Here is a 16,611-nt window from a genome sequence, read left to right on the forward strand (position 1 = left end):
ATTTTAGTCAGCGACCAAATTTAAATTTCATTTCTAAGTTAAATCAAAAATTCAACTGCTGCTCGGATGATCCCTAACACTAAACCGATAAATGCACCAACGACAACACCGTTGACGCGAATCATATGTAAGTCACCACCGACTTCATTTTCAATTTTATCGATCATTTCTCGTGAGTCCCATTCGTGAATGCGTTCACTGATAAATAAAATGACTTTTTCGCTGTATTGATCACTGAGATTGACTGCCATTGAACTCATTTTTTCATTTAATAATTGGCGTAATGCAGGATTGGAAATGATGTTTTGACCGACTTGTTGAATCGCAACACGTAAATTTTCAGCTATACCTGAATCTGCTTTCTCCAAATCTTCACGAATGGCATTGCACAGAATGACGACGGCACCAGTAATAAAATTTAAAACTTGAGGACTATCTAACAATGCATTTTTAGTTTCATTTAATTTAAGACTCGCCTGACTTTCAGGATTTGCCAGTTCAGTCATTAAATGCTGTGCAATACTCTCAATTTTTTGACGCCATGGATGCTCTGGATCTGCCAACATTGACTCGACACGCTCTATTAAAGAGTCAATCGTTCTTTGTTGAACATCGATACCGATCCAACTTGCGCCTTTGGCTAAACGCCACACTCCGAGTTCTTTAAATAGGGTGCGGGTTAGCTCCCGAGTTTGTTCAGGATGTGAAGTCACCCAACCGTGCGCAACATCGAGACCACGTTGTAAAACATCTTGGTGGAAGTCATTTTCTAATACGGCACGAATCATTTCACTGGCCAGGGTATTGATTTGAGTGTTCTTTACCCATTGCACACTGTTAGTTTGAATAAACCTACCGACTTGTTCTTGTCCAACAAACTCAAAAACTTTAGGCACTGTCTGTTGAATCACTTGAGTCACTTGACGATTGTTATCTGGATTGGCTAGCCATTGTCCTACTGCCAAACTCACATCTGTTTGACTCAAGCTTTTTGCCACAATCTGTGGCGATAGGAAGTTTTCTTGAACAAAACGTCCCATGGATTCTGCAATACGCGCTTTGTTACGTGGAATAATTTCGGTGTGATCTTTTAAAAACTTAGGAATAGGGATACGGCCGAATGGGTTCCGAAACAAAACCGTAATGGCATACCAATCTGCTAAACCACCAACCACACCTGCTTCAGCAGACAACATTAAAATATGAATAAGCCAAACATATTCTGGAAAAATTTTGGCAGCCACCATGAGCGATATCCAAGCCAATACAGCGACAACCAGTGCGATCATGGCAAATCGTTTGCTTCGATCCAGACTAGGGGTAGTCATTGTTGGTGGTGCACTCATGCATAATTCCTATGTAAGCTGTTGTATTAATATTATTTTATTGTGATAGAGAAGGCTGTGTTTGTACAGGCAGTACGTCGCCTGTAGCACTTAAACCATATTTAGACCCTAAGGCCTGTAAAATTAAACGTGCATCAAAAGCATCTTGAGGTGCTGTTTTTTGATCTTTAAAACAGGTGATGGTATAGGCTACTTGAACTGGCTCTAAACTGACCACCTGTGGCACATCATAAAAAGGATCAAAGAACATAGGATGTCTACGATATCCATAACCATACGGGTAAGGATTGGAATAAACCACAGCTTGACGAGGTGGTTGTTGTGTGCGATTGCTTGGATCATCTTGGACTTTAAAAAAATGAAAGCCCTGTTTGACCGTTGTTTGTGCAGCTTTAAGTAAGGTTATTTCTTCAGCTGTACCATAGCTCATGTTGGATGAGCCTTGAAAACTAATACGATACGTTGATTGGTTCAAGGGAATAGTTGCGAATTGCCCAAGCTGATCAAATGTACGCGGTTTACTTGGCGTCGTGACACAACCAGACAGCAGGAGCATGCCAGATAATCCCAAAATCATGCATAAGTTTTTCATTTCGCTCTCCTGAAGTCTGTTGTGTCAATATCAATTTAGAAGCTACTGTTTGGCTGTTTTAAGAATTCTATTTCCTCAGGCGTAGAGAGACGATTTAAAATTTCATTACGATGAGGATAGCGGCCGAAACGTTCAATGATGACTTGATGCTTTTTCTCAAAGTCTAAATTTACAGGGTTGCCTAATGCCTCAAACAAACGAAGCGCTTGAGTGTGAATGATTTTTGATTCGCTATGCATGAAAGGCATATATAAGAAGCTACGTTGTTCAGGTTCCAGTTCGAGATCTAAACCAAGACGAACTGCTTCTTGAGCTAGCCCAAGTGCTAATGGATCTTGGGCAAAAGATTCAGCTTTGCCACGATAAACATTACGAGAAAATTGATCCAAGACAATGATTTCTGCTAAGCGTCCTAAAGCAGTTTCCCGCCATGTCCATAGTTCGCCTGCGGCAGCTTGTTGGATGGTGTGACCAAATTGCGCTTGAATAAGTTGATCGAAAGCATCGCTTTTCGCAAACCAATGTGGTTGAGTTTCAGCACTGAACCAAAAATCTATAACGTTGTGATAATTCATATTCTTTACAGTTTGTTAGCATTTATTCTGCAATAAAATCACAAATTTCAGATGTCTTAAAGACTAAGATTGTGTTAAAAATTTGCCAAAATAAAAGGTTTATCCAACTGAAATGTATATGCAAACTGCATTTGCGAATATAAATCACGGTATACTTGATATAAATCAATAATTTTTTATCTCAGTCGTTCTTCTAGATAAGCGAGTAAGTAATGAGTCAACCCGAAGCGCTCTCTGAAACAATTTTACCAAATTGGGTGGATTCGACGGTGTTTAAAGGTATGTTACGAGGCATTGAGCGCGAAAGCTTAAGGATGCAAAGTGATGGCTTTATCTCCCAGAAAGATCATCCTAAGGGTTTAGGCTCTGCGTTAACTCATCCTCATATTACGACAGATTATTCTGAAGCCTTACTTGAGTTTATTACGCCTCCTCAATCTTCAATTCCTGAAGCATTAAGCTACTTAGAAGATATTCATGCTTTCACTCATCGACATCTAGAAGATGGTGAAAAGCTATGGCCAATGTCGATGCCATGTATGTTGGATGATGAAGAAGAAAGTATTCGTCTTGCGCAATATGGCTCGTCCAATATTGGTAAATTCAAAACCTTATACCGTCGTGGTTTAGGTGTACGTTATGGTCGTCGTATGCAGACGATTTCAGGTGTACATTACAATGTTTCATTCCCTGATGCGTTGTTTGAGCAGTTGCAAGCAAACGAGCAAGATGAAGCTTTAAAACAGCTCAGTTTGCAGGATTATCGCAGCCATCGATATTTCGCTTTAATTCGAAATTTCATTCGTTTAACCCCATTGGTTATGTTTTTGATAGGTGCAAGCCCATCGGTCTGTCGTTGTTTTATGACGGGTCGTGAACATCATTTATTGCCTTTAATTAAGGGAACATTGTATTTGCCATATGCCACTGCATTGCGTATGGGGCGCTTTGGATATCAAAACTCGGCGCAGAAAGAGTTAGGTATTCATTACAATGATTTGAAAGGATATTTAGCAGGTTTACAAAAGGCGGTGAAAACGTCTTATGCTGCTTTCAGTCGTTTGGGATTAGATGACGAAGCGGGTGAGCCGATCCAAATTAATGATCACGTACTGCAAATTGAAAACGAGTACTACAGTCTTGTACGTCCTAAACAAGTACCACAGTCTGGTGAAACACCATCTGATGCATTAGCAAACCGTGGTGTAGGGTATGTAGAATTGCGCGCAGTAGATGTGAATCCATACAGCCCAATTGGTATCAATGAAGATACTGCAGGCTTCCTTGAGGTATTAGCGCTTTATTGTTTATTAAAAGACAGTCCTGAACTGCTAGATGATGAACTTGAAGTGATTGAACAAAACCAGCAAGAAGTTGTGAATCGTGGGCGTGCACCAAATGCTGCCATTGTTGAAAATGGTCAATCAATTGAAATTGAGACATGGGCAAATCAATATCTCAAACAGATGCAGCCTTTAGCAGAAACGTTAGATCAAGCTCACTCGACCTCGTTGTATTCTGATGCAATGCAAATTATGCAATCACGAGTAGATGAAGTGGATGAAACCTTCTCTGCGAAAATAGTAGATGATACAGTAAAACATAGTGGTACTTGGAGCTTAGGTAGTGTGCTCGCGCATCAACATGCTGATCATTATCAAAATTATGTGTTATCTCAGGATAAAGTCACCTATTTTGAACAACTCACAGTGCAATCAATTGAACAGCAACAACAGTTGGAAGCAGAGTCTAGTCTAAGCTTTAAAGAATATCTAAAAGCATATCGATAAAAATATTGAGGAAAGTATATGCAGTGGCAAAATTATCGCATGGTGAGTGGTCTGTTGTTTATAGCCAGCGTGATTGGAATGGCCTTCGCGTTGTATCTCGAACATGTCCAAGGTCTTGAACCTTGTCCATTGTGTGTATTTCAACGGTTAGGTCTGATCGGGTTGGGGCTGATTTCTTTTATTGCGTTTCTACACAATCCTGTCCGTAATGGGTTAAAACGAGTATATGCTTTCCTAGGGACATTATCGATTTTATGGTCAGCGGGTGTTGCTGCACGTCATGTCTGGCTGCAGAGTTTACCTCCAGATAAAGTGCCAAGTTGTGGGCCTGGTTTAGATTATTTGGTAGATGCTTTGCCGCTTAAAACAGTGCTTCAACAAGTGCTGTCAGGATCAGGCGAATGTGCGGTAGTAGACTGGACTTTCCTAGGTCAGTCTTTACCTGTGTGGTCTTTGGTATTTTTTAGTATTTTGTTGATCATCTCGATTTGGCAGTTATTCAGAAAGTATTCTGCTTAAAATAAAAAAGCCAACTAATAGTTGGCTTTTTTATTGAAGATGGTCAGGTTTCTACGATTCCTTCCATGCTTTCTAATTTGATTAAATATTTACGGATTTGCTCTTCAGCTAATTCATCGTGATGTGGATAGAACCATTTAACGATTTGCTCAGCAACACTGGAATGGTATTGAATTTCCATATGATTGAGCCCGTAGAACACCGCTTTATGTGATTCTGGCAATTTCAGTTGGAATCGCGGATTTGGATGCTCACCCAAAGCACTTTGCACACTCACTAAGTAATCGCCAATGACTTTAAGTGTACGATTTTTACGATTTTCAAACTCAATTGTTCCAGCTACTAAGAATGTATTGATATGTGAAGGCAGCGGTGCAGGTTTACGATTATCATCCATCATGCCAATACGAGCGTGATTGTGTTCCCAGTCATCATCACGGACACTACCATGGCGTAAATCCAAAATACCATCACTGCGAATATTCACAATGTGGCTGGCTAACTTGATGATGGGAAAGTGTCCAATTTTTTCTTGAACGGCAAAGCCAATACGTTCTAGAACCGCACCGTGATGTGGAGAACCTAAGCAGACCAAATTCTCTGCCATGTGAAACCATTGATGGAGATTTTGTTTACCATAAAACAAAGCACTTCGAGAAACCAAACCACCCATACTGTGACCGATTAAATCAAGGCTGGTGATACGTGGATTGCGCTTTACCAAGTCTTCAAGCATATTGGCCAACGAACGACCATTCGCTGAAATTCTGCGACCAGTGTTGTAATGCAAATAAAGCATGGTGTTGTTGTCGCGTTGTGCAAGCAGTTTTTCACCAATACCGCCATAGTTACGATTGGTCCAATCAAGATGATTCATGCACAGACCATGGCAAAAGATCACGACACGACCTGACAGGTCACCCTGTTGTAACTCTCCATAGTGATCATACAGATTACTGGTAATCGCCAACGGATTTTGATTTTTGAGTAAATAGTCGCCAATCACGCCATTAAGAGCACTGACTAAAAAAATCATTTTTGGCGTGAGGGGTTTATCATGGAGTTTCGGAAATTGATCAATGATTTTGCGCAGGGCTGGTGCGACCAAATAATTTCCGTAATTTAGAAGCGTGTCATATGAAAATTGATATAACTTTCGAACGTAGGTTTTTTTTTGAAATTCTTTTGATGTTTTTTTACTTAAACCAAATACGGTTAAGAGCACTTCACGTTGAAGTGATTGAATGAGATTTTGAACAGCAAGGTTGATTGGAGTGCTGACCAGTTGTGCCAAACCTTCAAGCACATCGGCCTGACTCGGAGGAGATCGATCCCATTTACAATAGGTTTCATGTAGTGGCGTTAAACTCGGCATCTAGTCTTATCCTGATAGTGCATGATCATCTAAAGACACTTTATTTTTAGCAATGATCACTGTATAAAATTCCTTGTATTTATCTTATGTTGTTCATCCCGAACAATTTTTAAGATAACTTTGATTTCAGATCGGCTCTAATTTTTTTGTCTGACAATATTTGTTATCGTACAAAAGAGAAACAAATATGTGATCTGATTCACAATAAAAATTAGAACAATTTTGAGGAAAATGCAATTAATCAGTTCATGAATATTATCTATCTACATGGATTTCAAAGTAGTCCTTTTTCGATTAAAGGGCAACTGATTCGTCAGTATTTTGAAAGACATGAACATGTACAAGTGCATTTGCCTGATTTAAATATGCCGCCTGATCAGGTCATTACTTCGATTTCGACACTCATCGAGTCTATGTCAAATGTCGTTTTGATTGGGAGCAGTTTAGGTGGATTTTATGCGACGCAGCTTGCCGCGAAACATGGAGTCGCAGCTGTACTGATTAATCCCGCTATGCAACCATGGAAATTATTTAGAAACTTGTTTTCAACGGCGCAGTTTCCTCATCCAGTCACTGCGAATTGGTCGTTAGATGAAGCTCAGCTTGATCAATTGGAGCATATGGCAGTTCCGTTTGTGCAAGATGCAGACAAAATCTTGGTCTTGTTACAACAAGGTGATGAAGTTTTGGATTATCGTGAAGCGGAACGTTATTATAATTGCGATGGTCATCAAGCGTTCCTCATTACAGAAACATATGGCAATCACGCGATGGATGATTTCGCGGATAAAATACCCTTGGTATATCAGTTTTTAGCTGACAGCTTAAAATAAGGAAACAATTCAACGTGTCTCAATATACGGCCCAATCCCTTGAAGTCTTATCTGGTTTAGATCCTGTACGCCGTCGTCCAGGCATGTATACCGATACCACACGTCCAAACCATTTGGCGCAAGAGGTCATTGATAATGCGGTCGATGAAGCATTGGCAGGACACGCGAATAAAATTACAGTGACTGTGTATAAAGATGGTTCATTGTCAGTAGAAGATAACGGGCGTGGTATGCCAGTTGATATTCATCCTGAATATGGTCAAAGCGGCATTGAAATTATTCTGACTAAACTGCATGCAGGTGGGAAATTCAGTACAGATAATTATCAATTCTCTGGTGGTTTGCACGGGGTTGGTATTTCTGTTGTAAATGCGCTTTCCACACGTGTGGAAGTCCAAGTTCAGCGCCAAGGTAATTTATACAAAATGGCCTTTGAGCAAGGTGAAGCAACGGCACCACTTGAAGTTCTGGAAGGTAAAGCCCCTAAACGTGCATCGGGTACCTTAGTTCACTTTTGGCCTGAAGCGAAATATTTTGATTCACCTAAATTCGCATTAAAGGCACTTAAACACAATTTAAAAGCGAAGGCGGTATTAGCTGCTGGCTTACAAATCAATTATGTTGATGAAATTAACGACGAAAAGATCACTTGGCAGTTTGAAAATGGTCTCGTCGATTATTTGATGGATGAGTTGGAAGATCGTGAAATCATCCCTAAGCCTGCATTTGTCGCTACAGGTGACGCGGAACGTGCCAGTGCGGAGTTTGCGATCTGTTGGAATGTTGAAGGCGGAGAGAGCATTCAAGAATCTTATGTGAACTTGATTCCAACGGCGCAAGGTGGCACACATGTGAATGGTCTACGTTCAGGTGTGACGGATGCGATCCGTGAATTCTGTGAGTTACGTAATCTCTTACCACGTAATATGAAGCTTTCAGCAGAAGATGTTTGGGATGGCGTGAACTATATTCTGTCTTTGAAATTTCAAGAGCCACAATTTTCAGGTCAAACCAAAGAGCGTCTTTCAAGTCGTGAAGCCTCTGGGATTGTGCAGAACATCGCAAAAGATGCTTTTGCCTTATGGTTGAATCAAAATTCAGAAATTGCAATGCAATTGGCTGAAATGGCGATTTCAAAAGCGGGACGTCGTTTAAAAGCTGCAAAGAAAGTTGAGCGCAAAAAAATCGTTTCAGGTCCAACTTTACCAGGCAAATTATCTGATTGTGTGGGACATAGTTTGGAAGAGTCAGAACTATTTATTGTGGAAGGTGATTCTGCTGGAGGATCTGCCAAACAGGCGCGTGATAAGAATTTCCAAGCGATTATGCCGATCCGCGGAAAAATTTTAAACACTTGGGAAGTCTCTTCAGATGAAGTACTTGCTTCTCAAGAGGTTCATAATATTGCAATCGCAATAGGAGTCGATCCGGGTTCTGATGATTTGTCTGAACTTCGCTATGGCAAGATCTGTATTCTTGCCGATGCAGACTCAGATGGATTACATATTGCGACTTTGCTATGTGCATTATTTGTGAAGCACTTCCCAAGTCTAGTTGAAGCAGGGCACTTATTTGTTGCGATGCCACCTTTATTCCGTATTGATGACGGTAAAGATGTGCATTACGCGCTTGATGAAGCAGAATTAGAAGGCATATTGAAAAAAGCCAAAACTAAATCCCCACAAATCACACGATTTAAAGGTTTGGGTGAGATGAATGCAAGTCAGCTCCGTGAAACAACATTGGATCCCAATACTCGTCGTTTGGTGCAACTAGATTTGGATGATGTGCATTTTACTTCAGGTTTATTAGATAAATTATTAGCCAAGAAACGCGCAAGTGATCGTAAAGAATGGTTGGAACAAAAAGGCAACTTAGCTGAATTAGTCGTTTAATTGTCCGTAGACACGAGCATTAAAGCCCGCATCTGCGGGCTTTTTTATACTTCACAGAGTGAACAATTCACACCACGACAATTGTGTAGCACTGAACTGCGCGCACTATTTTTATTGGTACCTGGACCGCCGACTAAAGGTCCTGCAAGTTGTTCTGCGCCTGACCCTGGGCGCCATTTGGTCTTCATGTTGATTTGTTGTCTGCCAGTTATCATCGGTTTTGCTAAGGTTTGTTGTTGGCAGTATTTACATTCGATGGTGTCAGTTGCAATCCTAGAAATAGGCACACGTTGTTCAAAAATTCCTTCGCAGTGATCACAGCGGAAATCGTATAATGGCATGGTCGTGCTCCTACTTATTTTTAAGCATGCGCATGTTTAAAAGTTAAAAAGGAGGTAGCTCGCATGCTTACTCAAGCTACCCCGTAAAATGGTGAAACCTGTAACAACAATAATGCGCTAATTAGCGTTTATGCCCCCAAAATTTATCGTCATTTAAAGCACCTTGCGGCAAGATATTTTGTTCAAAAATGGAGGTTGGGAGTGAGACGGTACATGCACAGTTTGGAATATCTACAATACCTCCGATACGACCTTCAACCGGTGCAGCGGTAAGTAACATGTAGGCTTGTGACCCAGTAAAGCCAAAGTTTTCAAGATACTTAATGGCTTTTAAACATGCTTGGCGGTAAGCCACTGTCGCATCGAGATAGTGATTTACACCATCTTCAACACTGATCCCTTCGAAAGTCAGCCATTGATCATAATTTGGACGTACATTGCTTGGAACAAAGATAGGTGAATCAATATTGTATTTTTCCATTCCACCTTTGATTAAATCGAAACCGACACGTGTAACGCCATCCATTTCAATCGCACCACAGAAACCAATTTCACCGTCACCTTGTGAGAAGTGGAGGTCGCCCATTGAGAAGCCAGCACCTTTTTGATAAACAGGAAAGTAAATACGGCTTCCTGCAGCAAGGTCTTTAATGTCTGTGTTACCCCCATGTTCACGTGGAGGAACTGTGCGTGCAGCTTCAGCCGCCATACGATCAAATTCTGGACCTTTCACACCACGCAGAACGGCTGTACGTGGATCAGGAGGGTTTGCCTGACCTTTAGGAACGAGCAATGCTTCACGGCGATTCCATTCTTTCAGTAAATCATGTGATGGTAGAGTTCCCATCAAGCCAGGATGTTTTAATCCTGCAATACGTACACCAGGGATATGACGTGAAGTTGCAAATAAACCTTTCAAATCCCAAATGGCTTTATCTGCCTCTGGGAAATAGTCCGCCAAGAAGCCACCACCATTTTCCTTGGCAAAAACACCCGAAAAACCCACATCAGAAATCGGTTGAATGTCTAGTAGATCAATGACCAACAAATCACCTGGTTCTGCACCTTCAACATAGAATGGACCTGTTAAAGGATGAGCACGTGTTAAATCCACATTTTTAACATCAGAAATATCGTCAGTATCTTTAATTTGTGCGTCAAGGAAATCCAAACTTTCAATCAGAATTTCTTCACCAGGTTTTACTGATGTCAGAAAAGGTAAGTCTGGGTGCCAACGGTTGTGACCAATTTCGGCTTGCTCCGCAAGTGGAACTCCTGGTTTGATTTTAATATGTTGCATAATGTATCCCCTGTATTGAGGTCAAATAAAGTTTAGGTCTCAGTGTTGTTGTGATGCTTCGTGTATCAGTAACGGATCAAGTTGTTTCACTGCAGGCTCAATCATCTGAATTTGAAGCTTCGTATTGTCGTAATCGATGATGAATTCACTAATGTGCTTGTTGTTTAGAAAAGCTTTCGCGAGTGCGGGTTCAACTAACACTTTAAAACGACGGCTTAAACCCCGAGCACCAAATCGAACATCATGTCCTGAACTCAGGAATCGAATGGCAGCATCGGTCAAAGCAATGGTTCGACTTTGCTTTTTTAGACGTTGGTTCATTTTGTCAATTTCGAGTTGGACTAAGGTTGCAGCAAAATCAGATTCAACTGGCTGATAATGTAAGATTCGCTCAATTCGATTTAGAAACTCAGGATCAAACTTTTTATCGAGTGCTTTTGTCGTGATTTCACTGTCATCTAATTTCAAATGCTTGGCTAAATTCTGGAGTGGTTTTGGTAATTGACTGAGTTGTTTCAGACGCTTTTGAGCATCTTTGGCACCTACATTACTGGTCATAAAAATCATGCAGTTTTTAAAGTCTAAAACCTTTGTACCCGCAGTTAATTTTAAAGTTCCTGTTTCAAGCACATTGAGTAGCCCTCGAATGACTTCAGTACTGGCTTTTTCAATTTCATCAAAGAGAACAATGCCAGGTTTGGAGAAATTCCCTTGAATCAGGGCTTCATCGAATAAAGTATTTCCTTCTTTAGAGCCGACATAGCCTGGTGGGGCACCTGTCAGGGCGGCTGCATAATGCTCTTGTGCCAATGTATTCATATCAATTCGGCAGAATGCATCAGCTTTACCGTGTATCGCTTCAGCAATGAGGCGGACTGTTTCAGTTTTTCCTACACCGGTAGGACCTAACATCAGTGTGACACTTAAAGGACGATGAGCTGCGTTAAAATCTGCTTTCACTGTGGTGAGCATATTTTCAATTTCATCAAGTGCGGCTTCTTGTCCAATAATATGTTCACGTAGATGGGTCATCACGGCATCTGGTTCAAAACTGAATCGGGAAGTACGTGCAATACATTCCTTGCTTTGCATGTCATAGCGTTGTTTTGCCAAACTTTCCTGATTGGCATGTATACGGTCACTGGCAAATGTCATGTTCGAAACCTCCTGAAATCAAGTCGGACGAAGCTTCTTTAAGAAGCTTCTTTCTCTAACCCTTCGTGAGGTAAGTTGCCAATTGGGCACTCTGCAACGCCAATGGTTGAACGCGTAAACTGCTCAACATTTTCCTGTGCTTTTTGTGCGTCTAAGACCCATGTCTTGTAGAAGTCGAATGGACAATCGGCAACCCCTTTATCACCATCACCATTGTTGTATACGCCTGTATAGCCACGGTGTAGCAGCTTGAACAAGTGGTTTTGTGATTGATCGTATTTACGTGCATCACGTATTTCTGTGAGTGATAACTGTGCGTATTGGATACCATTTTCTTCCGTACCACATTCACCTAATGTACGTCCGTCAAAGCCGACCACTGCCGAATGTCCAAAGTAGGTATATACCCCATCAAAACCAGTACAATTGGCAACAGCGACATAAACGTTATTTGCCCAAGCCATACATTTGGCCATATTGATTTGCTGCTCATCAGCCGGGTACATATAACCTTGGCATCGCACTACAAGTTCAGCACCTTTCATCGCACAGTCGCGCCAAATTTCAGGGTAATTACCGTCGTCACAGATAATGAGTGACATCTTGATGCCTTTAGGGCCCTCTGTCACATAAGTCGTATCTCCAGGGCACCAGCCTTCAATTGGGCACCATGGAATAATCTTGCGATATTTTTGAACGATTTCACCTTTGTTATTGATGAGCACTAAGGTGTTATATGGCACTTTATGCGGGTGTTCTTCGTGCTGTTCCCCAGTAATTGAGAATACGCCCCAAACATTTGCTTCAATACAAGCTTGAGAGAAAATTGCCGTTTCATCACCTGGGATTGTGGCTGCCGTTGCCATCATTTCATCATGATCATACATAATGCCCATGGTGCTGTATTCAGGAAAAACAATGAGATCCATACCTGGAATACCTTGTTTAATTCCTTTCAACATTTCAGCAATTTTTTTTGCATTCTCAAGTACTTCTGCTTTGGTGCGCAAGCGTGGAATTTTATAGTTCACTACTGCTACACCTACTGTATTTGGACTACTTGAGATATCACCGTGACGCATTCAACTTACTCCCCATATCTTTAAAATTAAAATCTATGTAAGGAGTTTCGCGTGAAATTGATCGATGCAAAATACGGTGAATTGCGTATATGAAGCGATATTTCGAATGAGTCTTTAGATCGAAATAACAATACCACTCCAACAAATGGTCAAAAAAATCCCCCGAAAAATCGAGGGAGATGCCAAATTAAGAATTGATGAGATGACGTGCTTTAAACTGAAAGATATTTGCTAATGGTTGCTTCATCGACATTCGCTCTGACATCTTCATAAGCAAAACGGCCTTTATCGATGACCAAGAAGCGATCTGCCATCGCCATAGTAAAGCTCAGTACTTGCTCGGAAACCACGATAGTGAGGTCTCGTTGATCGCGAATTTCTTTTAGCGTTTTCGCGATATCTTTAATAATCGAGGGCTGGATTCCCTCGGTAGGTTCATCGAGCAGCAATACTTTGGGGTTAGTGGCGAGTGCACGTGCAATTGCCAATTGTTGCTGTTGTCCACCAGATAAATTTCCCCCTTTGCGTTTACGCATATCCCAAAGTACAGGGAAAAGCTCATACAGATCGTCAGGTACTTTGCCATGGGCAGACGCTGGGAGACCCGTTTGAATATTCTCTAGAACAGACATGGTTGAGAAAATCATACGACCTTGAGGAACATAGGCAACACCATTTTCCACGCGTTGATACGGGTCAAGCTTTTCTAAGTTTTTACCATCGAGCTTGATTTCGCCTTGAGTATTTTTAATATCACCGATAAGGGTTTTAAACAGTGTGGTTTTTCCCATCCCATTTCGACCCATAATCGCCACAATTTCTTTGGGTTGAATTTTAAGCTCTAGATCATGAATGACTTGGCTTTGTTTATAACCTGAACACAAAGAACTAATTTCTAATAATCCGCTCATAAGGCCTCCTTAGTGTCCGAGATAGACTTCAATGACTTTTGGATCACTTTGCACATCATCCATTTTTCCTGCTGCGAGGATTTTTCCTTGATGCAATACAGTCACTTTATCTGCAATAGTTTTTACGAACTCCATATCGTGCTCAATCACGAGGACTGAGCGTCCTTTACTGATTTCACGAAGCAGTTGTGCTGTCTGTTCGCGCTCAGAAACACTCATGCCTGCCACAGGTTCATCCAGCATTAACAACTCGGGGTCTTGCATAAGCAACATCCCTATTTCAAGCCATTGTTTTTGTCCATGAGACAATAGGCCTGCGGAGGTGTGTAATAAATCAGTGAGGAAAATTTTTGAAGCGACTTCTTGGATACGTTCTTCGACATCTTTGGTTCGCTTAAAGAACAAAGCCCCAAACACATTACGACCACGTGGGAAAGACATTTCGAGGTTGTCATAGACTGAAAGGTTTTCGTAAATATTGGGATTTTGAAATTTACGACCGACACCTTTACGAACGATTTCGAACTCTTTGAGCTTAGTCAGTTCAATATCATTAAATTTGATCGTGCCAGAAGTTGCTTTAGTTTTACCGCAAATCAAATCCAATACTGTTGTTTTACCTGCACCATTAGGGCCGATCACCACGTGAACTTCGTTTTTATCGAGATAGAAGTTGAGATCGCTGACGGCTTTAAAGCCGTCAAACGAGACTGTGAGGTCTTCAATTACAAGTACAGGTTTTGCCATTTCTACGCCGACTTTACTCATTTCATACCTCCTTCTACTTCAACATTGCTATCTTTATTGGACTCCGTGGGTTGATGGGGGGTAGGCGAAGCCGTTGTTTTTTTATCTTTGAAGATAAGTGGGCGAACATATTTTTCATATAAGCCAGCTAAACCATTCGGTAAGAACATCACAACGCCTATGAACAATGCACCAAGGAAGTACAACCATACTTCAGGGAATGCTTCAGAGAAGTAAGTTTTACCGAGGTTAACTAAAACTGCACCATATACAGCTCCAATCAGTGATAAGCGTCCGCCTACTGCAGCCAAGATCACCATTTCAATAGATGGGACGATGCCAATAATCGTTGGAGACATGAAGCCGACTTGCAGCGTAAACATTGCCCCACCGACGGAAGAAACGACTGCCGCAAAGCAGAAGATAAAGACTTTGTACATTGAAACGTCATAGCCAGAAAAACGTACACGTTCTTCTTTTTCACGCATTGCAGAAAGTAAGCGACCTAACTTTGAGCTGAGAACAAAGCGACTGATCATGATGACTGCGATGAGTAACAATGCATTGATGTAATACAAAACGTACTTTGCTTCATCCGTACGGATGTCCCAGCCATGTAATGTCTTGAGATCAGTAATACCGTTAATACCGCCAGTAAAGCCTTGTTGACCAATAATCAAAATTGTCAAAATCGCCACAATCGCTTGCATGATGATAGAGAAATACACGTCTCCTACACGACGAGTAAACATTGCAAAACCAATAATAAAAGCCAATAAAATTGGAATAATTACAATCGCGAATAGGGTAAATGTGAAACTATGGAATGGTTCCCAGAACATTGGTAGGCTGGTAATTTGGTTCCAGTCCATAAAATCAGGAATACCGGGTGTGGTTTGAGCTGCTGTGGATTGCATGTCAGAAGCTTCAAGTTTGAGGAACATGGCCATACAGTAGCCACCGATCCCAAAGAAAATACCCTGACCTAAACTCAAAATGCCGCCGTAACCCCAGCACAGCACTAAACCAATCGCGACAAAGGCAAACGTAAGATATTTACCCATTAAATTGAGACGGAAAATATCTAAAAACATGGGCATTACAAGTAGGATCAGTACTGCCAATATAGCCAGTCCAATCGCACCTTCTTTACCGCCTAACAAGGCATTCATTGGATTACTCATATCAATCTCTCCTGAATACCTATTTACGAACTTTGATTGAGAACAAACCTTGAGGACGTAACATCAAAATGATGATGACCGTCGCTAAGGTAATGACTTTGGCAACAGAGCCTGACAGGAAGAACTCTAGGATTGATTGGGCTTGTGCAATACTGAAAGCCGAAGCGATAGTGCCTAATAGACTTGCAGCTCCACCAAACACCACAACCAAGAACGTGTCTACGATATAGAGAGAGCCTGCAGTTGGACCAGTTGAGCCAATTGTCGTAAACGCCGCACCAGCAATACCGGCCAAACCACAACCTAACGCGAATGTTAGACTGTCCACACACTTTGTATTAATACCAACGGCACCACTCATGAAACGGTTTTGGTTTGTTGCACGAAGCTGCAAGCCCCAGCGAGAACGATAGATAAGGAAATAGACGAAAGCGGTCACGGTGAGTGTGACACCGACAAGGAATAAGCCATTAATAGGAATATCAATCGTCTCTGTCGGTTGATAAGAGCCCATAAGCCAATCAGGTAGTGTTGGACTCACTTCTTTGGGACCAAATGTAGAGCGAAACACTTGTTGCATGATTAAGCTCAAGCCCCAAGTTGCAAGCAAAGTATCGAGTGGCCGCTGATAAAGCCGACTAATCATGAGCCGTTCGACCATATAGCCGATAATGCCTGCTGTCAGAAAAGCTGCCACAATCGCTACAATAAAATAATAGGGAAGCAATTGAGGAAAATAGCTTTCAGTCAGGGTTGAAATGACAAATGTGGTATACGCGCCTATTGTGAGGAATTCACCATGTGCCATATTGATGACACCCATTTGCCCAAAAATAATTGCAAGGCCCAGTGCCATTAACAACAGCACACAGAAAACAGAAAGACCATTAAAGCCTTGCATCGCAAAAATTGCACCGAAGTCAGCTAAAGATAAATCCATCGCCTCATCCTCCAAGCTTTAAATAA

General features: G+C 41.4%; 16 protein-coding genes. 4 read left to right on the plus strand and 12 right to left on the minus strand.

Annotated elements, in window-relative coordinates:
* Positions 1-38: 38 nt before the first annotated feature.
* From AC1M9F_RS04305 to AC1M9F_RS04315, 3 genes are read right to left on the minus strand one after another with little or no spacing between them, the layout of a single operon-like run.
* Complete coding sequence (locus AC1M9F_RS04305; RefSeq protein WP_481597156.1) at positions 39-1,346, minus strand: DUF445 domain-containing protein; 1,308 nt, start codon at positions 1,344-1,346, stop codon at positions 39-41.
* A gap of 37 nt (positions 1,347-1,383) precedes the next feature.
* Positions 1,384-1,938 (minus strand): CC0125/CC1285 family lipoprotein, encoded by a 555-nt coding sequence (locus tag AC1M9F_RS04310; RefSeq protein ID WP_481597157.1) that lies wholly within the window; start codon positions 1,936-1,938, stop codon positions 1,384-1,386.
* Between the two features lie 35 nt (positions 1,939-1,973).
* Positions 1,974-2,513: a DUF924 family protein gene (locus tag AC1M9F_RS04315; RefSeq protein WP_035264779.1), complete on the minus strand. Its 540-nt coding sequence runs from the start codon at positions 2,511-2,513 to the stop codon at positions 1,974-1,976.
* A 212-nt stretch (positions 2,514-2,725) separates the two neighbouring features.
* Here AC1M9F_RS04315 and gshA point away from each other — a divergent pair, with 212 nt between their 5' ends.
* Together gshA and AC1M9F_RS04325 are read left to right on the plus strand one after the other, a co-directional pair.
* Positions 2,726-4,303 carry a glutamate--cysteine ligase gene (gene gshA / locus AC1M9F_RS04320; RefSeq protein ID WP_481597158.1) on the plus strand — a complete coding sequence of 526 codons (1,578 nt, stop codon included), beginning with the start codon at positions 2,726-2,728 and terminating at the stop codon, positions 4,301-4,303.
* An 18-nt stretch (positions 4,304-4,321) separates the two neighbouring features.
* The gene (locus tag AC1M9F_RS04325) at positions 4,322-4,822 is read left to right on the plus strand and encodes a disulfide bond formation protein B (protein ID WP_481597159.1); all 501 of its coding nucleotides are present in this window, start codon (positions 4,322-4,324) and stop codon (positions 4,820-4,822) included.
* Positions 4,823-4,865: 43 nt separating this feature from the next.
* Here AC1M9F_RS04325 and AC1M9F_RS04330 read toward each other — a convergent pair whose 3' ends face one another.
* Positions 4,866-6,197, minus strand: coding sequence for a PGAP1-like alpha/beta domain-containing protein (locus tag AC1M9F_RS04330; RefSeq protein ID WP_092766543.1), 1,332 nt, complete (start codon positions 6,195-6,197; stop codon positions 4,866-4,868).
* 248 nt (positions 6,198-6,445) lie between these two features.
* Between AC1M9F_RS04330 and AC1M9F_RS04335 the strand changes: the two genes are divergently transcribed.
* Both AC1M9F_RS04335 and parE read left to right on the plus strand, forming a co-directional pair.
* Positions 6,446-7,030 carry a YqiA/YcfP family alpha/beta fold hydrolase gene (locus tag AC1M9F_RS04335; protein ID WP_481597160.1) on the plus strand — a complete coding sequence of 195 codons (585 nt, stop codon included), beginning with the start codon at positions 6,446-6,448 and terminating at the stop codon, positions 7,028-7,030.
* A gap of 14 nt (positions 7,031-7,044) precedes the next feature.
* Positions 7,045-8,925: a DNA topoisomerase IV subunit B gene (gene parE, locus AC1M9F_RS04340; RefSeq protein WP_481597161.1), complete on the plus strand. Its 1,881-nt coding sequence runs from the start codon at positions 7,045-7,047 to the stop codon at positions 8,923-8,925.
* A 44-nt stretch (positions 8,926-8,969) separates the two neighbouring features.
* Here parE and AC1M9F_RS04345 read toward each other — a convergent pair whose 3' ends face one another.
* From AC1M9F_RS04345 to urtB, 8 genes are all read right to left on the minus strand, one after another.
* Positions 8,970-9,266, minus strand: coding sequence for an FmdB family zinc ribbon protein (locus tag AC1M9F_RS04345; protein ID WP_481591968.1), 297 nt, complete (start codon positions 9,264-9,266; stop codon positions 8,970-8,972).
* A 121-nt stretch (positions 9,267-9,387) separates the two neighbouring features.
* Positions 9,388-10,566: a formamidase gene (gene fmdA, locus AC1M9F_RS04350; RefSeq protein ID WP_092766540.1), complete on the minus strand. Its 1,179-nt coding sequence runs from the start codon at positions 10,564-10,566 to the stop codon at positions 9,388-9,390.
* 39 nt (positions 10,567-10,605) lie between these two features.
* Positions 10,606-11,721: an AAA family ATPase gene (locus AC1M9F_RS04355; RefSeq protein ID WP_481597162.1), complete on the minus strand. Its 1,116-nt coding sequence runs from the start codon at positions 11,719-11,721 to the stop codon at positions 10,606-10,608.
* 38 nt (positions 11,722-11,759) lie between these two features.
* Positions 11,760-12,803 (minus strand): aliphatic amidase, encoded by a 1,044-nt coding sequence (locus AC1M9F_RS04360; protein ID WP_481597163.1) that lies wholly within the window; start codon positions 12,801-12,803, stop codon positions 11,760-11,762.
* Between the two features lie 212 nt (positions 12,804-13,015).
* Entirely contained in the window at positions 13,016-13,714 is a 699-nt protein-coding gene (urtE, locus tag AC1M9F_RS04365) for an urea ABC transporter ATP-binding subunit UrtE (RefSeq protein ID WP_035264750.1), read from the minus strand.
* A 9-nt stretch (positions 13,715-13,723) separates the two neighbouring features.
* Positions 13,724-14,482 (minus strand): urea ABC transporter ATP-binding protein UrtD, encoded by a 759-nt coding sequence (urtD, locus tag AC1M9F_RS04370; RefSeq protein WP_092766538.1) that lies wholly within the window; start codon positions 14,480-14,482, stop codon positions 13,724-13,726.
* The gene (gene urtC, locus AC1M9F_RS04375; RefSeq protein WP_481597164.1) at positions 14,479-15,645 is read right to left on the minus strand and encodes an urea ABC transporter permease subunit UrtC; all 1,167 of its coding nucleotides are present in this window, start codon (positions 15,643-15,645) and stop codon (positions 14,479-14,481) included. Before urtC ends, urtD begins: the two co-directional genes overlap by 4 nt.
* A gap of 19 nt (positions 15,646-15,664) precedes the next feature.
* Positions 15,665-16,585, minus strand: a complete 921-nt coding sequence (gene urtB, locus AC1M9F_RS04380; protein ID WP_481597165.1) for an urea ABC transporter permease subunit UrtB — start codon at positions 16,583-16,585, stop codon at positions 15,665-15,667.
* Positions 16,586-16,611 lie beyond the last annotated feature (26 nt).

The organism is Acinetobacter sp. ANC_7504, assembly GCF_056779995.1.